General features: G+C 73.3%; 16 protein-coding genes and 2 pseudogenes. 9 read left to right on the forward strand and 9 right to left on the reverse strand.

Annotated elements, in window-relative coordinates; all coding sequences use genetic code 11:
• Positions 1 to 120: 120 nt before the first annotated feature.
• Positions 121 to 1,617, forward strand: a complete 1,497-nt coding sequence (locus ACFRAC_RS05515) for a hypothetical protein (RefSeq protein WP_382921068.1) — start codon at positions 121 to 123, stop codon at positions 1,615 to 1,617.
• Positions 1,618 to 1,659: 42 nt separating this feature from the next.
• Here ACFRAC_RS05515 and ACFRAC_RS05520 read toward each other — a convergent pair whose 3' ends face one another.
• Positions 1,660 to 3,042: a SpoIIE family protein phosphatase gene (locus tag ACFRAC_RS05520; RefSeq protein WP_382921071.1), complete on the reverse strand. Its 1,383-nt coding sequence runs from the start codon at positions 3,040 to 3,042 to the stop codon at positions 1,660 to 1,662.
• A 427-nt stretch (positions 3,043 to 3,469) separates the two neighbouring features.
• Here ACFRAC_RS05520 and ACFRAC_RS05525 point away from each other — a divergent pair, with 427 nt between their 5' ends.
• The gene (locus ACFRAC_RS05525) at positions 3,470 to 3,883 is read left to right on the forward strand and encodes an SsgA family sporulation/cell division regulator (RefSeq protein ID WP_382921074.1); all 414 of its coding nucleotides are present in this window, start codon (positions 3,470 to 3,472) and stop codon (positions 3,881 to 3,883) included.
• 57 nt (positions 3,884 to 3,940) lie between these two features.
• Here the strand turns inward: ACFRAC_RS05525 and ACFRAC_RS05530 are convergent, their stop codons facing one another.
• Both ACFRAC_RS05530 and ACFRAC_RS05535 read right to left on the reverse strand, forming a co-directional pair.
• Complete coding sequence (locus tag ACFRAC_RS05530; protein ID WP_382921076.1) at positions 3,941 to 5,038, reverse strand: chemotaxis protein; 1,098 nt, start codon at positions 5,036 to 5,038, stop codon at positions 3,941 to 3,943.
• A gap of 64 nt (positions 5,039 to 5,102) precedes the next feature.
• Positions 5,103 to 6,686, reverse strand: coding sequence for an alpha/beta hydrolase (locus ACFRAC_RS05535; RefSeq protein WP_382921079.1), 1,584 nt, complete (start codon positions 6,684 to 6,686; stop codon positions 5,103 to 5,105).
• A 269-nt stretch (positions 6,687 to 6,955) separates the two neighbouring features.
• Here ACFRAC_RS05535 and ACFRAC_RS05540 point away from each other — a divergent pair, with 269 nt between their 5' ends.
• Both ACFRAC_RS05540 and ACFRAC_RS05545 read left to right on the forward strand, forming a co-directional pair.
• Positions 6,956 to 7,639, forward strand: a complete 684-nt coding sequence (locus tag ACFRAC_RS05540; RefSeq protein WP_382921082.1) for a chaplin — start codon at positions 6,956 to 6,958, stop codon at positions 7,637 to 7,639.
• Between the two features lie 121 nt (positions 7,640 to 7,760).
• A pseudogene (locus ACFRAC_RS05545) lies at positions 7,761 to 7,866 on the forward strand (GNAT family N-acetyltransferase); the annotation flags it as partial.
• Positions 7,867 to 8,035: 169 nt separating this feature from the next.
• Here the strand turns inward: ACFRAC_RS05545 and ACFRAC_RS05550 are convergent.
• Positions 8,036 to 8,593 carry a nucleoside deaminase gene (locus tag ACFRAC_RS05550; RefSeq protein ID WP_382921085.1) on the reverse strand — a complete coding sequence of 186 codons (558 nt, stop codon included), beginning with the start codon at positions 8,591 to 8,593 and terminating at the stop codon, positions 8,036 to 8,038.
• Between the two features lie 141 nt (positions 8,594 to 8,734).
• Here ACFRAC_RS05550 and ACFRAC_RS05555 point away from each other — a divergent pair, with 141 nt between their 5' ends.
• Positions 8,735 to 9,514: a GNAT family N-acetyltransferase gene (locus ACFRAC_RS05555; RefSeq protein ID WP_382921088.1), complete on the forward strand. Its 780-nt coding sequence runs from the start codon at positions 8,735 to 8,737 to the stop codon at positions 9,512 to 9,514.
• 86 nt (positions 9,515 to 9,600) lie between these two features.
• Here the strand turns inward: ACFRAC_RS05555 and ACFRAC_RS05560 are convergent, their stop codons facing one another.
• The 4 genes from ACFRAC_RS05560 to ACFRAC_RS05575 form a co-directional block, all read right to left on the reverse strand.
• Positions 9,601 to 9,864 (reverse strand): GlsB/YeaQ/YmgE family stress response membrane protein, encoded by a 264-nt coding sequence (locus tag ACFRAC_RS05560; protein ID WP_382921091.1) that lies wholly within the window; start codon positions 9,862 to 9,864, stop codon positions 9,601 to 9,603.
• 171 nt (positions 9,865 to 10,035) lie between these two features.
• Entirely contained in the window at positions 10,036 to 10,476 is a 441-nt protein-coding gene (locus ACFRAC_RS05565) for an SPW repeat protein (protein WP_382921094.1), read from the reverse strand.
• Positions 10,477 to 10,602: 126 nt separating this feature from the next.
• Positions 10,603 to 11,973: a cryptochrome/photolyase family protein gene (locus ACFRAC_RS05570; RefSeq protein WP_382921097.1), complete on the reverse strand. Its 1,371-nt coding sequence runs from the start codon at positions 11,971 to 11,973 to the stop codon at positions 10,603 to 10,605.
• A 76-nt stretch (positions 11,974 to 12,049) separates the two neighbouring features.
• A complete protein-coding gene (locus tag ACFRAC_RS05575; RefSeq protein WP_382921153.1) occupies positions 12,050 to 13,576 on the reverse strand; it encodes an SDR family oxidoreductase in 1,527 nt (508 codons plus the stop codon).
• Between the two features lie 261 nt (positions 13,577 to 13,837).
• Here ACFRAC_RS05575 and ACFRAC_RS05580 point away from each other — a divergent pair, with 261 nt between their 5' ends.
• Complete coding sequence (locus ACFRAC_RS05580) at positions 13,838 to 14,005, forward strand: hypothetical protein (protein ID WP_361349226.1); 168 nt, start codon at positions 13,838 to 13,840, stop codon at positions 14,003 to 14,005.
• Positions 14,006 to 14,041: 36 nt separating this feature from the next.
• Here ACFRAC_RS05580 and ACFRAC_RS05585 read toward each other — a convergent pair whose 3' ends face one another.
• On the reverse strand, positions 14,042 to 15,082 hold the full coding sequence (locus ACFRAC_RS05585; RefSeq protein ID WP_382921101.1) for an acyl-CoA dehydrogenase family protein: 1,041 nt from the start codon (positions 15,080 to 15,082) through the stop codon (positions 14,042 to 14,044).
• 99 nt (positions 15,083 to 15,181) lie between these two features.
• On the opposite strand from ACFRAC_RS05585, the gene ACFRAC_RS05590 reads away from it, so the two are divergent.
• The 3 genes and pseudogenes from ACFRAC_RS05590 to ACFRAC_RS05600 form a co-directional block, all read left to right on the forward strand.
• Positions 15,182 to 15,538, forward strand: a complete 357-nt coding sequence (locus ACFRAC_RS05590) for a YciI family protein (RefSeq protein WP_382921104.1) — start codon at positions 15,182 to 15,184, stop codon at positions 15,536 to 15,538.
• Complete coding sequence (locus ACFRAC_RS05595) at positions 15,535 to 16,731, forward strand: RNA polymerase sigma factor (RefSeq protein ID WP_382921106.1); 1,197 nt, start codon at positions 15,535 to 15,537, stop codon at positions 16,729 to 16,731. The genes ACFRAC_RS05590 and ACFRAC_RS05595 overlap by 4 nt, the downstream gene beginning before the upstream one ends.
• A 262-nt stretch (positions 16,732 to 16,993) precedes the next feature.
• A pseudogene (locus ACFRAC_RS05600) lies at positions 16,994 to 17,137 on the forward strand (chitinase); the annotation flags it as partial.

Below are 17,137 nucleotides of genomic sequence, written 5' to 3' on the forward strand. Positions count from 1 at the left end.
ACCTGACACCCGGCGGCCACTGGCACACCATCTGGCGCACCCTGGCGAACCCTGGCGAATAGTCCCGGGGCACCTCCCACCGGGCTACTGTCAACTCAGCCGAGAACCTGGGGGCTTGACGTGAGCGGAGAACCCAACACCCGTCTGTCGGATCTGTTCGGCCTGGCCGGCTGGTCCAAGGGCGAACTCGCGAGGCTGGTCAACCGGCAGGCGGCGGCCATGGGCCACCCCCAGCTGGCGACCGACACCTCACGGGTGCGGCGGTGGATCGACATGGGAGAGATCCCGCGCGATCCGGTGCCGCGGGTGCTGGCGGCCCTGTTCACCGAGCGTCTCGGCCGTGTCGTGACCATCGAGGACCTCGGTCTGGTCCGGCACGGGCGTGCGGGGAGACGGCAGGACGCCGGGAGCGTGGAGCATCCCGACGGTGTGCCGTGGGCGCCCGAGCGAACCGCCGCGGTCCTCACCGAATTCACGGGAATGGACCTCATGCTCAACCGACGCGGCTTGGTGGGCGCGGGTGCCGCGCTCGCCGCGGGATCCGCACTCAGCAGCGCCATGCACGACTGGCTGCGCACCGACCCGGCCCTCAGGGCCGACGCCCCCCAGTTCGACGACCCCTTGCACGCCGACCCCGCCGGGTTCGACCGTTACGAGGCCGCCCCCATCGGAGCTCAGGAGATCGAGGAGCTGGAACGCTCGGTCGAGGTGTTCCGGGCCTGGGACGCCGCCCGTGGCGGCGGACTCCAGCGCAAGGCCGTGGTGGGCCAGTTGAACGAGGTGGGCGGCATGCTCGCCTACCGTCACCCCGACCATCTCCAGCGGCGCCTGTGGGGCGTCGCCGCCAACCTCGCCGTGCTCGCGGGCTGGATGTCCCACGACGTCGGCCTGGAGCCCACGGCCCAGAAGTACTTCGTCATCGCCGCCCACGCGGCTCGCGAGGGCGGCGACCGGCCCCGTGCCGGGGAGGCCCTCTCCCGGGCGGCGCGCCAGATGGTGCACCTCGGCCGGCCCGACGACGCGCTCGACCTGATGAAGCTCGCCCAGTCCGGCTCGGGCGACGAGGTCCTGCCACGCACCAGGGCCATGTTCCACACCATCGAGGCCTGGGCCCAGGCGTCCATGGGCAAGGGCCAGGCCATGCGCCGCACCCTGGGACAGGCCGAGGACCTCTTCGTCTCCGACAAGAGCGACGTACCGCCGCCGAGCTGGATGCAGACCTTCAAGGACGAGGATCTGTACGGCATGCAGGCCCTGGCCTACCGCACCCTGGCCGAGTTCGAGCCGGGCGCGGCCGCCCACGCCCAGCACTTCGCGGAGAAGGCCCTGGCCCTGCGCGTCGACGGCCGGGAGCGGTCGAAGATCTTCGACCATCTGTCCATGGCGTCCGCCTGCTTCATCGCGGACGACCCCGAACAGGCCGACCGCTACGCCCGGTTGGCGCTCATGTCGATGGGCTCCAACTCCTCCGGCCGCACCTGGGACCGGCTCCGGCAGATGTACCGGCTCACCGCCGAGTACTCCAGCTACCCGAAGATCCATGAGCTGCGGGAGGAGATCCGGGTGGCGCTGCCCAAGGCGAGGAAGCCGCAGGGCGGCACCAGCGCCCAGGCATAGCGGGGACCCGCGCCCGGTACGCGCGGTCCGTCTCCGTGACGGCTAGGCCGTCACCCTGGCCACGAGCACACAGGCGTCGCCCTTGTGCTCCCTTTCACCGAACTCCTCGGCGACCAGCCGTACGCAGTCCTGTGCGGTGCCCGCCTCGACGAAGCGGGGGGCGAGGTCGAGGAGCCGGCGCGAGGAGTCCATGTCGCCGTTCCCGGACAGCAGTCCGTCGGAGTGCAGCAGGATCAGGTCGCCCGCCTGGAGGGTCTCCTCGACGTCGCCGTAGCCGGCGCCCGGCATCGCCCCCAGCAGGGGGCCGCAGGGGGAGTCCAGCCTGCGCCCGGTCCCGCCGCGGAACAGCAGCGGGGCGGGGTGTCCGGCCCTCGCCCAGGTGAGCGTGCGGGTGTCGGGCCGGTAGCGGCAGCACACGGCGCTGCCGAGGGCCGGCTGGGCGGTGGCGTCGAGCAGGTGGCCCAGCCAGGACAGCAGTTGTCCAGGCTGGGTCCCGGCCATCGCCATGCCGCGTACGGCGCCCAGCAGCGCCGCCGTGCCCGAGGCCGCGGCAACATCGTGACCGGTGAGGTCGCCGACGCTCAACACCGCCGCACCGTCCGGCAGTTCGAGGGAGTCGTACCAGTTGACCCCGATCGGTGTGCTCGCCGGTGACGACAGCCGGTGCGCCGCGACGTCCAGCGTGCCGGGGTCCTGCCGGGCCGGGCGCAGGGAGGCCCGCCACGGCGGCAGCACCGCCTCCCGCACCTCGGCCGCGAGCCGGTGCTCTCCCGGCGCGGGACGCCGTGTCCCGGGGAGCGCGTCACGGATCTCTCCGACCGTGTGCCGGCGGCGGCGGACCTCGCTGACGTCCCGCAGCACGGCCCACATGGAGGCCGCGGCGCCGTCGGCGTCGAGTACGGGCTCGCCCATCATGTGCACGGTCCGCGCCTGCCCGTCGGGCCGGACGATCCGGAACTCCCCGTCGATCGGCTGGGCGTCGATGAGGCAGGCGGTGACCATCGTGGTGAGCCGGCGCCGGTCCTCGTCGTGCACCAGGGACGGCAGTTCGTCGAGCGTCAGCGGTGGCGCGGCCGGGTCCCGGCCGAGGATCTGGTACAGCTCGCCGGACCAGCTCGCCTCGTCCGTCAGCAGATTCCACTCGGCGCTGCCGACCCGGCTGAGCACCGCGTCGGACCGGGGCGCCGGGGCGGGGCCGTCCCGCAGCTGGGCCAGATGCGCGTCCAGGTCGTCGAGTTGGTGCAGGGCGAGGTCGCACAGGGCGCGCTGCCAGCGCTCGCGGGGTCCGGAGGCGTCGCTCGGGGTGTCCCGCCGCACGGCGTCCACTTCGCCCTTGAGCCGTCGCGTCTGCGAGATCAGCGCGTCGACCGGACCGGGTCCGGGTGGCTGTGCGGCGGGGTGGTCCGCGGAGACATGGGGCGGCATGACGCTCTCCGATGAGGGGACGGTACGACCAGGGACGACGGAGGGACCGTTACGACTGTCGCACAGCCCGCGACGCCCCGTAAGGGATTTGGCAACACCCGATACGGTCGTGCGTCTGGCATATGCCAGAGTCTTCGGGAACAGGTCATGCGGTACGCACGGTGTACGTGTCCGCGCCGGCATGGCGTATGCGCCGTACGCGATGTGCGGGCTCGTCGGAGTAGTCGCGCGATGTTCATGCGCATGTTCGACGGCCAGGTGTTCCAGCGGTGCGGGGTGGTGGCCGTATGCCGCAGGGGCCGCGCCACCGTCGAAGTGACACAGCTCACAAAAAGAATCCGTGCGTAGGTGTCATGCGAAAGGTGATTGCGGGGTCCTAGAAGCAAGCCGCAAAAATCACCGCCGCCGACACACGGGGAGAGTGTCCATGGAGATCGCCCTGGAGCAGCCCGCCCACGCCCGCCTGATCACCGGCGAGGAGCGCGAACTACCCGTCCCCGCCACGCTGCGGTACCGGTCCACGGACCCGCTGGCGGTGCACCTCGACTTCCCGGGCGAGGTCTCCCTCGACGGCCGGGGCGCCGTCTGGACGTTCGCCCGTGGACTGCTGGACGCCGGCCTGCGCGGGCCGGCCGGGGACGGCGACGTGCGGGTGTGGCCCTCCGGCCCCGAACGCACGGTCGTCGAACTGCACTCCCCGCACGGCATGGCGCTGCTCCAGTTCGACACGCCCGCCCTCGAACGTTTCCTGCTGCGGACGTGCGCCGTGGTCGCGCCGGGCGAGGAGGACCTGGGCGAGGCCGTGGAACGCGGCCTGAGCGCGCTCTTCGACGGCGTGTGACCGAAGGGCGGCACGACGAGGGGGCCGACCGCCGCCGTACCTTCTCCTCGCCCCTCGTCAGTAGCGCAGCACGGCCGCGATCCGCTCGGCGTCGTCCAGGGTGCCGTCCGGCACGAACCGGACGTCGGCGCCGGTCTCCAGGCACTGCTCGACGATCTCGTCCACGATGTCCTCGCGGGCGTCGAGTTCGCCGCTCGCCGCCGGGATCAGATGGTCGCCCTCGTCGCCGCGCACCGTCATACGGAAGTCCTCCTCGACGGCCAGCAGGCGCACCCTTCCCTCCCGGGCGCTGCGCCAGACCTCGTCGACACCGGCCGCGTACGCCCTGCGCCCCCGGGCCGCGACGAGTTCACGCATCACCTCGTCGGTGCTCTCCCGGATGTCGGCGGTGATCCGCGGCCCGACCGCCTGCCACACCGCGTCGCGCGTGCCGTGCGCCAGACCGCCGTGCGGGATGTGCACGGCGAGCTTGGCGGCGCCGCCGATCTCGTCGAGCAGGGACATCGCCCCCGCTTCGCCGGTGACGTACAGGCGCCGGGGATGGCGCCGTACGACGGCGCTGAGCGCGGAGTCGACCTCCTTGAGGAAGTGCCGGGTGTCCTCGTCGCGGAAGGTGCTCGGCGTGTCGCCGATCTGCTCGCGGCGTTCGGCGTCGAAGTTCTGCGGACGCCGGGTGAGGGGGAAGCCCCCGGTCCTGGCCTCGGTGATGCGGTCCAGGGTGCCGGTCCACAGGGTGGCGCGGTCGGCGGCGACCGAGCAGACCCAGTACGGCCGTTCGGCCGCCTGTGCGGACACGAGGGTGCGGGTGAGGAACGTGTCCGAGAGCACCACGCGCTCGGGCACGGTCCGGGCGAGCGACCACACCTGGTGCTCGCCGGGGGCCGCGAAGATCACCAGGCCGTCCTCGGCGGAGGCGAGGTCCACCTCGGCGAGGGCCTGGTCGAGCTCCCTCTCGACCTCCGCCCGGCGCTCCCGCGTGACCGACGGATCGCTCTCCAGCCGCTTCTTGGCCTCGGCCACGACATTGCGCAACCTGACCTGGTCCTGGGTCCGGTAGGGCTCGCGGCGATGGGTGGGCGTCAGCACGGACACGGCCGGGTAGGGGCGGGGGCGCCGCAGCTCGGACAGGGTCCTGGGACTCAGTGCGTGCTCCATAAGAAGACGATAGGACCGATTCGCCCTTCGGGCATTCGGGGTCGTCCCTCACCCGGTCGGGGGACTACTGCCGCTCCTCGTCAGGCGCGCACGAACTGCCGTCGGGCGGCAGCGTGCCGTACAGCAGGAACGCGTCGACCTTGCCGTGCACGCACTTGGAGGAGGCGTAACCGGTGTGCCCGCTGCCCTTGTTGTCCAGCACCACGGCGGAGGAGCCGAGCCGCCGCGCCGTCTCCGTGGTCCAGCGGTACGGCGTCGCCGGGTCGCCGCGGGTGCCGACCAGCAGCATCTTCGGCGTGTCCAGGTCCTTGACGTCCTCGCGGACGAAGTCCGTGCCGGCGGGGCGGCCGTAGCACATCAGCACCTCGGTCAGCCGGTGCCGGCCGAAGACCGGTGAGGCCTCCTCGTACCGGGCGCGCAGTCGGTCCAGACCGTCGATGATCTGCCGGTCGGTGGGGCGGTCGGGGTCGTCGGCGCAGTTGATCGCCATCATGGCCGCGGCGGGATTGTCGAGCGGGACGTCCTCCGGGTCGACCAGGTCGCCGTCGCGGTCGCCGGCCTTCGGCCGCCGCGCGGGGGAGCCCACGCCGCCGGTGAACGCCTCGACGGCGTGGGTGCTGCCGTCCTCGACCAGCGTGGCCAGCGCGCGCTCCAGGGAGGGCCACAGCTCCTTGCTGTACAGGGCGCCGCTGATCGCGGCGACCAGGTCCTGCCCGGTGAACGGCTCGTCGAAGGCCGAGAGCACCGGGTCCTTGTCCAGCGAGTCGACGAGCATGACGATGTACCTGCGGGCCTGGCGCGCGTCCTGCCCGAACGGGCATGCGACGTCCTCGGCGCACCAGTCGGTGAACTCGTCCAGCGCCTTCTGCTGCCCCTCGGCGCCCGCCACTCCCTGCTCGGTCAGCGGCTCCGTGAGGGTGTCCACGCCGTCGAGCACCAACCGGCCGACCTTGTCCGGGAACTGGGCGGCGTACACCGCGCCGAGCCGGGTCCCGTAGGAGAACCCGAGGTAGTTGAGCTTCTTGTCGCCGAGCGCCGCGCGCATCACGTCCAGGTCGCGCGAGGCGTCGACGGTGCCTATGCGCGGCAGGACCGGGCCCGAGTGCCGGGCGCAGGCGGCGGCCGCCTTGCGGAGCCCGGCGAGGACGGCCTGCGGATCGCGCCGGACCTCCGCCGGGTCGTCCGGGAGGTGGATCTGCTCCTTGCCGTCCCCGCAGCTGACCGGTGAGGAGCGGCCGACCCCGCGTGGATCGAACGTCACGATGTCGTAGTCGTCCGTGAGGCTCATGAACTCCTTGCCCGCGCGCGCGAACTCGGGCACACCCGCGCCGCCCGGCCCGCCGAAGTTGACCAGCACCGAGCCCTTGCGGTCGCCCGTCGCCCGATAACGGGCGAGCGCCAGTTCGAGTGTCCCGGCGCGGGGGTGTCCGTAGTCGAGCGGCACGGTGACCTTGCCGCACTGCATGTCCTTGGGCATGCCCTCGCCCGGGCACTTGCCCCAGGCCACCTTCTGGTCGTAGAAGCGGGACACGCCGGGGTCGGACGGCATGCCCGTCGGCAGGCCGGTGCCGATCACGGCCAGCCCGACCGCGCAGGTGACGGCGGCGCTGCGCCACAGCGTGGGGCGCATCGACAGCTTTGCCGGCATCGAAGCCTCCAGGGACGCCCGTCGCGGGCCGGGAAGCGGCGTCCTCGGCTCACGATAAGCGGCACCCGGAAGGCACGCCTCCGCACGAACGGCGGACAGGGACCGCGGCCGACCGGGCGACATATGCAGTGATCGGACTTTTTACCCCTAGTTCGACAACCCGGCACTCGATGGGGTGAACGGCTGATAAGCCATAACTCGGATGGATCGCTCGCGTTTTATCCGATGCGGGCGAGTGCTCGTGACCATGTCTGGAAGGCAGGGACCCTATGAGACGGGTTACCCGAAACGGTGTGATCGCCATCGCTGCCGCCTCGGGCGCGATGGCCGTGACGTTCCCGGCTTACGCCGACTCCGCGGCGGACGGTGCCGCGGCCGACTCGCCCGGGGTGCTCTCCGGGAACACCGTCCAGGTTCCGGTGCACGTGCCGGTGAACGTGTGCGGGAACACCGTGAACGTGGTGGGACTGCTGAACCCCACCGTGGGCAACATCTGCGTCAACGAGGACGCGGGTGCGAAGAGCAAGAAGAAGAAGGAGGACACCAAGTCCGCCGCGTCCTCCGTGAGCGGGGCGAAGGCGGAGGGCGTCGCCACGGAGTCCGGCGGTATCGGGTCCGGCAACGTCGTCGATCTGCCGGTGCACGTGCCGGTCAACGTCACGGGCAACAGCGTGAACGTGATCGGTGTCGGCAACGCCGCGATCGAGAACGAGTCGGCGAACGTCTCCGGCGAGGAGACGCCCACCACCACGCTTCCGGCCCCCGAGCCGTCGGTGAAGCCGAGGGCGCCCAAGCCGCGGTCGATGCCGCCCGCGCACGTTCCGCACGAGGCCGGAGCCGTCCTCGCCCACACGGGCGCGGACGCGACCGCCCCGCTCGCCGCGGGCGCCGCGGCGCTCGTCCTGGGCGGTGCCGTCCTCTATCGGCGGTCCCGTACCCAGGCGGTGCGCTGACCCCGTCGTCAGGCATCGCGCGAAGGCCCCACCCGCTGGACACGAGAGGTGGGGCCTTCGGTGCGTCACCGCATACGAACATGTGTACGCCTGAGGTGCCGCCGTCCGCGTCAACATCACGTCGGCCGGCCTCACCCCGTCCTTCGAGACGGCCCGCATGGACACCGGCCCGGTCCGGGCCCCACGCTCATGAACGGGTGTTCGGTGTGACCACCCTGGAGCTCGGTCGGCCGGCCCGTCCCGCCGGTGGCACCCTGCCCGAGCCGCCGTGGTCCGGGAGCGTCGGGTCGGCGTCGACGCGGGTGACGGCCGGCTCTCGGGTGAGGGGCGAACACCGCCGTGACGAAGTCCGGACCCGTGTGCGGCGCCGTGAGCTGAGCACGGAAGTCCGCCCGGTCACGGGGGGCCGGCGGATGGGCGGCCACCGTCAGACGGACCCCCTCGTGTCACGGGAACCGCGCGACCTGCTCCGCCGGCGCGCCCGTGGAACCGCAGGTGGAGGGCGCGGATGTCCTCCGTCAGCCCCGGGACCGGCCCCTCGACGGTCACCCCCGGTGCCACCTCCCGCACGGGGAGCGGCCGCACCGGCGCCGGGGGCACCCCCAACTCGGCCAGCCAGCCGCTCAGTTGCTCCGACGAGGCGACGTACACGATCCGTCCCAGGCCCACCCAGGCGTGCGCGGCGGCGCACATCGGGCAGTGCTCGCCGGAGGTGTACACGGTGGCCGCCGCCCGTTCCTCCGGGGACAGGTGGGCGGCGGACCAGCGCGCCAGCTCGAACTCCGGGTGCCGGGTGCGGTCCCCGGAGGCCACCCGGTTGTGGTCCTCGGCCAGTACGGTGCCGTCCGCTCCCACCAGGACCGAGCCGAAGGGCTCGTCCCCCGCGTCCAGCGCCTCGGCGGCCAGCTCGACGCAGCGGCGCAGGTACGGCAGTTCGGTGTCCTCGACGACCATGGTGCGGTCCTCCTCCAGGCGCGGTTCCGTCCGGTCCCCCCATGGTCGCCGACGGACGGCACCGGTGGCGCGGCGAGGGCGTGGGCCCGATCACGCGGTAAAGCGCTTGCCCCCGCTCCGGGTTGGTGCTGAGGTGACCGCATGGATGCCGCCGCCGTACTCGCCCTCTTCGACCGTGATCTGCGCGAGGGCGCGCGACCGGACAGCCCGGACGTCCTGGTCGAGCGGGCCGGTCCCGTCGTCCGCCAGGTGTCGTCCGGCCAGGGCTGGAACGGCGTCGTGTGGTCGGCGCTGGACGCGACGACGGCCGACGCGGCGATCGCCGCGCAGATCGCCCACTTCGACGGGCTCGGGCTCGAGTTCGAGTGGAAGCTGTACGGCCATGACCGCCCCGTCGACCTGGGCCGGCGGCTCCGGGACGCCGGCTTCACGGCGCAGCCGGAGGAGACGGTGATGATCGCGGAGGCCGCCGCGCTGGACCTGGACGCCGCACCGCCGGCCGGTGTCCGCCTCGTCCCCGTGACCGACGCGGCCGGCGTCGATCTGGTCGCCGAGGTGCACCGCAGGGCGTTCGGCGGCGACGGCGCCCGCATCCGGCACCAACTGCTCGCACATCTCGAGACCGGGGCGGACACGGTGCTGGCCGTGGTCGCCCTGGCGGACGACGGGGTGCCGGTGAGCGCCGCGCGGATGGAGCTCGTGCCCGGGACGCGGTTCGCCGGGCTCTGGGGCGGCGGGACCGTCGAGGGCTGGCGGGGCCGCGGGATCTACCGCGCCCTCGTCGCGCACCGCGCCCGCGCCGCGGTGGACCGGGGCTACCGGTACCTCCAGGTCGACGCCATGAGCACCAGCCGTCCCATCCTGGAGCGGCTCGGCTTCGAGCCGCTGACCACGACGACGCCGTACGTGCACACGCCCTGAGGGAGGGGCCGCGCACACGAAGGCCCGCGACCGGCGGGCCGGTCGTGGGCCTGTGCCTCGTGCGCGGCGGGTTCCCGCGCGGAGTGTCAGCGATGGGCCTTCGCACGGTCCAGTGCGGCGACGCCCAGCGCGGCGAGACCGATCTGGATGAGCCACTCGATCCAGTCGACGCCGTCCGTGTCACCCACGTCCAGACCGGCGGCGATCGCCGAACCGATCAGTGCGGCCACGATGCCGACGAGGATCGTCCAGAGCACGCCGATGCGCTGCCGGCCCGGCACGACGAGCCGTCCGAGCACACCGATGACGATGCCGATCACGATGGCACTGATGATCCCCGAGATCTCCATTTCGCTCCTCTTCTCCGGTCCCCGCATCACCGCGGACTGTGCCCGCGTCACAGCGTGTTCCCCGAGGAGCGGCGGACAGTCCGCGTCCCGTCCGACAGCCTTGCGCCGGTGGGCACAAGGGGGCCGGTCCGTCGGGCGGACCGGCCCACACGATGTCCCGTCCGTCGTGCGCTACGGCCTGGTGGTGCTCCTCGCCGCCGTGCCGGTGCACAGCAGGCCGAGGACCACGGCCAGCGCACCGATGACGATGTTGTTCACGACCACGCCGGCGTCCGGGCTGTCCCCGACGATCCACGGAGCGATGATCATCCAGACGCCCATCGCGCAGAAGGCCCAGCTCAGACCGTACATACGCTCGGGAGCGCGGGTGAATCCGAGGGCCAGCAGGCCGATGGCGACACCCATGACCAGGTTGTGGGTCACCAGCGAGGGCTGGCTCGTCGTGTAGTGGAGTATCCAGGGGGACACGGCGCAGTACAGACCGAGCAGGAACACCGGTCCGTCCAGGAGCGTCACGTCGCGGCCCCCGAGCATGCGGTCGTACCGCTCCCGCATCTCGGATACGTCCGGATGGCTGGCTATGTCACCTCTGGTGTGCGAGACGTCGGCCATGACTCGTCTCCTTCGACTTGCAGGTCTGACCGCTCCATGAGCGGGGTGCGGTGAAGCCGCCTTCAGTCATTCTGCGCTTATTCGTTCCTTATGTGTAGAGGTGGGCGGTTGCGGGGACCGGGTCGCTCACCGTCCGCGGGCGCGCCGGAAGCGCTCCAGGCCCTCGTCGAGCCCGACGACCGGGGCCGGGTAGGCGAGCGCGGCACGGTCGTCGTCGCCGAGCCGCCACGGCTCGTGCACCCTGGTCCCCTCGACCTCCGCCAGCTCGGGCACCCAGCGGCGGACGTAGCGACCCTCGGGGTCGTACCGCTTCGCCTGCAGGACCGGGTTCAGCACCCGGTGGGGCCGGGTGTCGGTGCCCGTCCCGGCCACCCACTGCCAGTTCAGCTGGTTGTTGGCCAGGTCACCGTCGACCAGCAGGTCCAGGAAGTGCCGGGCGCCGACGCGCCAGTCCACGTACAGGGTCTTGGTCAGGAAGCTCGCCGTCAGCAGCCGCCCCCGGTTGTGCATCCAGCCCTCGTGGCGCAGCTGGCGCATCGCCGCGTCCACGATCGGATAGCCGGTACGGCCCTCCCGCCAGGCGGCGATGTCCCGCGCCGCCTCCCGCTCCGGCCGCCAGCGGTCGCCGCGGGTGCGGTAGTCGGCCGTGGCGGCGTCCGGCCGCGCCGCGAGGACCTGCCGGTGGAAGTCACGCCAGGCGAGCTGCCGTACGAAGGCGTCCGCGCCCGCGCCGCCCGCCCGGCGGGCGCGGTGGACCAGCTCCACGGGGGAGAGGGTGCCGAAGTGCAGATGCGGGGAGAGCCGGGAGGTCGCGTCACCGGCGAGGTCGTCGTGCCGGTCCTCGTAGGCCGCGAGTCCGGCGCCCAGCCAGGCCGTGAGCCGGCGGCGGCCCTCCTTCTCGCCGCCCGCCGCGAGCCCTTCGGACAGCCCCGACAGACCGCTGCGCCCGGGCAGCGCCTCGGACCCCACGCCGTCCGGCACCCGCACCGCCCGCGGCGCGCCGAGCGGGTCCCGCAGCCGGTGGTCCGACCAGCGCCGGAAGTAGGGCGTGAAGACGGCGAAGTGGTCGGAGGAGGCCGGGGTCACCGCGCCGGGGGCGACGGCCGTCGTCACCGTGTCGTGCACGTGCAGCCGCACCCCCTGCGCCTCCAGGGCCCGGCGCAGCCGTTCCTCGCGGCGCCGGGCGTGGACGCTGACGTCGGACGCCATGTGCACCTCGTCGGCGTCCGCCTCCGCCACCACCCGGCACACCTGCTCGACGAGGTCGCCCCGGCGCACCACCAGCCGGCCGCCCCGCTCGCGCAGCCCGGCGTCCAGATCACGCAGGCAGTCCGCGAGGAACGCCAGCCGGTTGGGCACCGCGAAGCCGGCGGCGTCGACGGCGGGGTCCCGCACGAACAGCGGGACGGTCCCCGCGGTGCCGTCGAGGGCCGCGCGCAGCGGCGGATGGTCGTGCAGGCGCAGATCGCCGGTGAACAGGACGACCGAGATGCTCATGGTGCGTACTCCGGGGACGGGCGTGGTCGTACAGGGGGCGCGGGTCAGGGACGGGCGGCGGGGAGTGCGGGGCGGGTCAGGGACGGGCGGCGTGGTCCGCCGCGGGCTCCGGGGCACCGGCCGCCGCCCGCGCGATGTTGCGGGCCATGCCGCCGAACACGATCGAGTGGAAGGGCGAGACGCCCCACCAGTACGCGTGACCGAGCAGCCCGCGCGGGTGGAACAGGGCGCGCTGGCGGTAGCGGGTGCGGCCGTCCGGACCGGTGAGCACGCGCATCTCCAGCCAGGCCAGGCCCGGCACCCGCATCTCGGCGCGCAGCCGCAGCAGCCGGCCCGGCTCGATCTCCTCGACCCGCCAGAAGTCCAGCGAGTCGCCGACCCTCAGCCGCGACGCGTCCCGCCGCCCCCGGCGCAGGCCCACCCCGCCCACCAGCCGGTCCAGCCACCCGCGCACCGCCCAGGCGAGCGGGAACGAGTACCAGCCGTTCTCCCCGCCGATGCCCTCGACGACCCGCCACAGCGCCTCGGGGGAGGCGTCCACGACGAGTTCGCGGTGATCGCTGTAGAGGCTGCCGCCCGCCCAGTCGGGGTCGGTGGGCAGCGGGTCGCTGGGCGCGCCGGGCACCGACGCCGACGACCACCGGGTGGTCACCCGCGCGTCGCGTACCCGCCGCAGCGCCAGCCGCACCGCCTCGTCGAAGCCGATCGGGTGACCGGGCGGGTCGGGCACGTACCGGGCGATGTCGTGTTCGCGGCACACCACCTCGTGGCGCAGCGACTCGGTCAGCGGCCGGGCGATGGAGGACGGCACCGGTGTCACCAGGCCCACCCAGTGGCTGGACAGCGTCGGGGTGAGGACCGGCACCGGCAGGATGACTCGGCGGGGCAGTCCGGCCATCTGCGCGTACCGGACCATCATGTCCCGGTACGTCAGCACGTCCGGACCCCCGAGGTCGAAGGTCCGGTCGACGTCCGGTGGCATCAGGGCGCTGCCGACGAGGGCGCGCAGGACGTCCCGGACGGCCACGGGCTGGATGCGGGTGCGCACCCAGCTCGGCGTGACCATCACGGGCAGCCGCTCGGTGAGGTAGCGCAGCATCTCGAAGGAGGCGGAGCCGGAGCCGATGATGACGGCCGCCCGCAGCACGGTGGCCGGGACCGGGGAGTCGAGCATGATGCGCCCGACCTCCGCCCGCGAGCGCAGATGCGGGGAGAGCGCGTGCTCGGGCACGCCGGCCGGGGTGAGGCCGCCCAGGTAGACGATGCGCCGGACGCCCGCGACGCGGGCCTGCTCGGCGAAGGTCCGCGCCGCCCTGCGGTCGGTCTCCTCGAAGTCCTTGCCGGTGCCGAGCGCGTGCACCAGGTAGTAGGCGACGTCGACTCCCTCCATGGCGCGGGCCACGGACGCGGCGTCGGTGACGTCGCCGCGCACCACCTCCGCGTCCCGGGCCCACGGATGGTCGCGCAGCCGTTCCGGTGAGCGGGCCATACAGCGCACCTGGTGCCCGGCGGCGAGCAGTTCCGGCACCAGGCGCCCGCCGATGTATCCCGTGGCGCCCGTCACCAGGCACCGCATTCCCTCACGCACCGCGTCGCGTTCCATGCCGTCGGTCGTCCTCACCTGTCGGGGCCTTCGTGAGGACTTCCCCGCCGGGGGCCGTCCGGGATGCGGGCGGGGCACGACATACCCCCGTGCGTGTCCGGTTCGCCCGTTCGGGGAGTCCTGGACGGCGCCCGCGCGGAATCGGGCGAAGTCGTGTACATGCTCGCGGCGGCCGGGGGCAGACGGTGTGTACCGGGGCGGGAGAGGACGATCCGGCCCGCGTTGGACGGTGTGGGAGACGGTGTGGAGGTGGCTGCCGCCATGAGTGCGAAGGTGTTGGAGCGGTTTCCGGCGGGAGCTCCGCGCGGATCGTGGCCGGCGGAGGAGTACGCGGCCGAGCGCCGCGCCGAGGGCGAACCCGCGACGGTCGTGATGGACCTGAAGTCGGACGCCTTCCTCGTCGTGGTCCCCGCGGCCGACGACGACTGAGCCCTCGCGGTCCCCGCACGGGACGGCGGGGACCGCTCAGGGCGCCTTCGCGGTCAGCACGTCGAGATGGGCGCCGCGCGACTCCGCCGTCTGGCCCTGCACCAGCAGGAACAGGCTCTCCCGGGCGAGGCGTTGGGCCGGACTGGTCAGCGCGAGGGATCGTCCGCCGCCGGCGACCACCGCCGCGGTCGTGGCGGTGCGCATCAGCTCGGCCGCGCCGATCCGCAGCGTCAGGCGCTCCGCCAGGGTCGCGTCGGTGCCGGGCGCGTCGGCCAGCTCGTAGGCCCGGGCGCGGATCGTCCCCAGCCGCGTGCGCAGCGGCCCGGCGACCTCGTCGTCCAGGAGCGTGAGCGCCGTCTCCGTGATCCCGAACACCGCCGGGGAGGCGCTGACCGCCTTCGCCCGGTCCTTCACCGCCCACTCCTCGTGCGGTACGCGCAACGCGACCGAGTCGGGCGGGAGCCACAATCCGTCCAGCTCCAGTGAGACCGTGCTCGACGCGGTGAGGGCCGCGAGCCGCATCGGCGCCGACGGCCGAAGTCCCGGCTGCTCCCTCGCCTCCGTGAAGGCGAACACCGCCTCGCCGCCCTCCGCGATCCCGGCGAGCAGCATCACGTCGTTGAGTCCCCAGCCGGTGTACCAGGGCACCCTCCCGTCGAACCGCAGCCCGCCGCGCTCCCCGGTGACCCGCACCGGCGTGCGCGGGTACGCCCGCAGATGCGCGTACGCGACCCCCGACAGCAGCTCCCCCCGGGCCAGCGGGCCCAGCAGGCGCTCGCGCACCGGCGAGTCGCTCGCGGCCAGCGTCGCCACCGGTGTGTGGTGCTGGGTCTGCACGAACCACGTGGAGCAGCAGGCTCCCGCGAGGATCTCCGCGGTGCGCCGGGCCACCGCCGCGGGCGCCGCCCACCCGCCGTACTCCCGCGGGGCGCTCACCCCGAGCAGCCCCGAACGCCGGATCGCCTCGATGTGGGACGCGGGCACGCCCTCCTGGTCGACCCGTTCGGCCTGCGGGGCGAGCAGATCGGTGGCGAGCTGCCGGGCGCGGCGGACGAGGGGATGGTCCAGGTCGGTCATGACGAGAATTGTCGCCGCAGGATCCCGCGGGGTGTCGATCCGGGGGCGTGCCGTTCGTGTAGAGGGTGAGAATCCGCTACGACGCCCCGGGAGGCCGCCGTGAAGTACTACCTGCTCAATGTGATGCAACCGGTCGGGGAGCCGCCCGCCCCGGACGTCCTGGCCGAGATCGGGAAGAACCTCGACGCCCTCAACCACGACCTGCGCGAGGCGGGGGCCTGGGTGTTCGCCGGGGGACTGCACGGCCCGGAGTCCTCCACGGTGCTGCGGCCCCGCGACGGCGACGTCCTCGTCACCGACGGCCCGTACGCGGAGGGCAAGGAGATGCTCGGCGGCATCAGCCTCATCAAGGCGCCCGACCTGGACGCCGCCCTCGAATGGGGCCGCAGGCTCGCCCTGGCCACCACCCTGCCCATCGAGGTCCGGCCGTTCGTGGGCGAAGCCGGGGACCGATGACCGGACCGGACGTCGAGACCGTCTTCCGCGCCGAGTACGGCCGCGCGGTCGCCGTCCTCGTCCGCCTCCTCGGCGACATCGACCTCGCCGAGGAGGCCGTCCAGGACGCGTTCACCACCGCCCTGGAGCGGTGGCCGCGCACCGGTGTGCCGCCGAGCCCGGCGGGCTGGATCATCACCACCGCCCGCAACCGCGCGATCGACCGGCTGCGCCGCGAGGCGACCCGGGGCGGGCGGCACGCGCAGGCGGCCCTGCTGCACGCCCCCGACGCACCGCCCGAGGAGGGCCCCGTGCGCGACGAACGGCTCCGCCTGATCTTCACCTGCTGCCATCCCGCCCTCGGCGTACCGGCCCGGGTCGCCCTCACCCTGCGGCTGCTCGGCGGGCTCACCACCGCGCAGATCGCCCGCGCCTTCCTGGTGCCCGAACCGACGATGGCCCAGCGGCTGGTGCGGGCCAAGGCGAAGATCCGCGACGCCCGCATCCCCTACCGGGTGCCGCGCGACGCCGACCTGCCCGACCGTCTCGCCGCCGTGCTCGCGGTCGTCTACCTGATCTTCAACCAGGGCTTCGAGGGGGAGTCAGGGCTGTGCGAGGAGGCCGTGCGGCTCGGCCGGCTGCTGGCGGAACTCATGCCGGACGAGCCCGAGGTGACCGGACTGCTGGCCCTGATGCTCCTCGTCGAGTCCCGCCGGGCCGCCCGTCAGGACGAGCACGGCACGCTCGTGCCGCTCCCCGCACAGGACCGCCGCCTCTGGGACCGCGCCCTGGTCGGCGAGGGCCAGACGCTCGTGCGACGGTGTCTGCGGCGCGGCCGGCCCGGCCCCTACCAGATCCAGGCCGCCATCCAGGCCGTGCACAGCGACGCGCCGAGCGCCGCGCACACGGACTGGGGGCAGATCCTGCGGCTCTACGACCAGCTCATGGCCGTCGCGCCCGGCCCCGTCGTGGCCCTCAACCGCGCCGTCGCGGTCGCCGAGACCGACGGGCCCGCGCCGGCCCTCGCCCTGGTGGACTCCCTGGACCTCGACGGCTACCGCGTCCTGCACGCCGTCCGCGCCGATCTGCTGCGCCGCCTGGGCCGGACCGATGAGGCCGTACGCGCCTACGAGCGAGCCGTCGAGCTGTCCGAGAGTCCGGCCGAGCGCGCCTACCTCACCCGCCGGCGCCGGGAGCTCAGCCCGGCACCCTGACCTCGGTGACGCCGTACGAACCCGACTTCTCCTGAGCGCGGCCGAGTTGACTGGTCTACACCCTTGACTGGTACAGACCAAAGGGGTTGAGTGTGTCCCCACACCCCCCACCACGGCCGCCCCCACGCCGTGGCCGACCTCGTCGGCGCGTGCGCACAGGGCCCCTGCTTTGTCATGCCCTTGTCCGGGTGCGGCCGTGCTCCGCAAAGGAGTTGATCACGTGCTGAAGCGCCGTCTGGCCGCACTCGTCTCCTCGCTCGCCCTGGGCAGCACCGCCCTGCTGCTCCAGCCGGCACCGAGCGCCTCCGCCGCCGGATTCGTCGTCAGCGAGGCCCAGTTCAACCAGATGTTCCCGGGCCGGAACTCGTTCTACACCTACAGCGGCCTGGTCGCGGCGCTCAGCGCC

Origin of the sequence: Streptomyces sp. NPDC056628 (genome assembly GCF_042792555.1) — a bacterium.
In the GTDB taxonomy this organism is placed as follows: Bacteria; Actinomycetota; Actinomycetes; order Streptomycetales; family Streptomycetaceae; genus Streptomyces.

What these genes read in the sequence shown, in the direction of transcription:
- ACFRAC_RS05550 (WP_382921085.1), bottom strand. Translation starts at nt 8,593, where the DNA reads ATGGTCGTCGAGGACACCGAACTGCCGTACCTGCGCCGCTGCGTCGAG.
- ACFRAC_RS05540 (WP_382921082.1), top strand. Translation starts at nt 6,956, where the DNA reads ATGAGACGGGTTACCCGAAACGGTGTGATCGCCATCGCTGCCGCCTCG.
- ACFRAC_RS05535 (WP_382921079.1), bottom strand. Translation starts at nt 6,686, where the DNA reads ATGCCGGCAAAGCTGTCGATGCGCCCCACGCTGTGGCGCAGCGCCGCC.
- ACFRAC_RS05555 (WP_382921088.1), top strand. Translation starts at nt 8,735, where the DNA reads ATGGATGCCGCCGCCGTACTCGCCCTCTTCGACCGTGATCTGCGCGAG.
- ACFRAC_RS05565 (WP_382921094.1), bottom strand. Translation starts at nt 10,476, where the DNA reads ATGGCCGACGTCTCGCACACCAGAGGTGACATAGCCAGCCATCCGGAC.
- ACFRAC_RS05520 (WP_382921071.1), bottom strand. Translation starts at nt 3,042, where the DNA reads ATGCCGCCCCATGTCTCCGCGGACCACCCCGCCGCACAGCCACCCGGA.
- ACFRAC_RS05525 (WP_382921074.1), top strand. Translation starts at nt 3,470, where the DNA reads ATGGAGATCGCCCTGGAGCAGCCCGCCCACGCCCGCCTGATCACCGGC.
- ACFRAC_RS05575 (WP_382921153.1), bottom strand. Translation starts at nt 13,576, where the DNA reads ATGGAACGCGACGCGGTGCGTGAGGGAATGCGGTGCCTGGTGACGGGC.
- ACFRAC_RS05585 (WP_382921101.1), bottom strand. Translation starts at nt 15,082, where the DNA reads ATGACCGACCTGGACCATCCCCTCGTCCGCCGCGCCCGGCAGCTCGCC.
- ACFRAC_RS05560 (WP_382921091.1), bottom strand. Translation starts at nt 9,864, where the DNA reads ATGGAGATCTCGGGGATCATCAGTGCCATCGTGATCGGCATCGTCATC.
- ACFRAC_RS05595 (WP_382921106.1), top strand. Translation starts at nt 15,535, where the DNA reads ATGACCGGACCGGACGTCGAGACCGTCTTCCGCGCCGAGTACGGCCGC.
- ACFRAC_RS05570 (WP_382921097.1), bottom strand. Translation starts at nt 11,973, where the DNA reads ATGAGCATCTCGGTCGTCCTGTTCACCGGCGATCTGCGCCTGCACGAC.
- ACFRAC_RS05530 (WP_382921076.1), bottom strand. Translation starts at nt 5,038, where the DNA reads ATGGAGCACGCACTGAGTCCCAGGACCCTGTCCGAGCTGCGGCGCCCC.
- ACFRAC_RS05580 (WP_361349226.1), top strand. Translation starts at nt 13,838, where the DNA reads ATGAGTGCGAAGGTGTTGGAGCGGTTTCCGGCGGGAGCTCCGCGCGGA.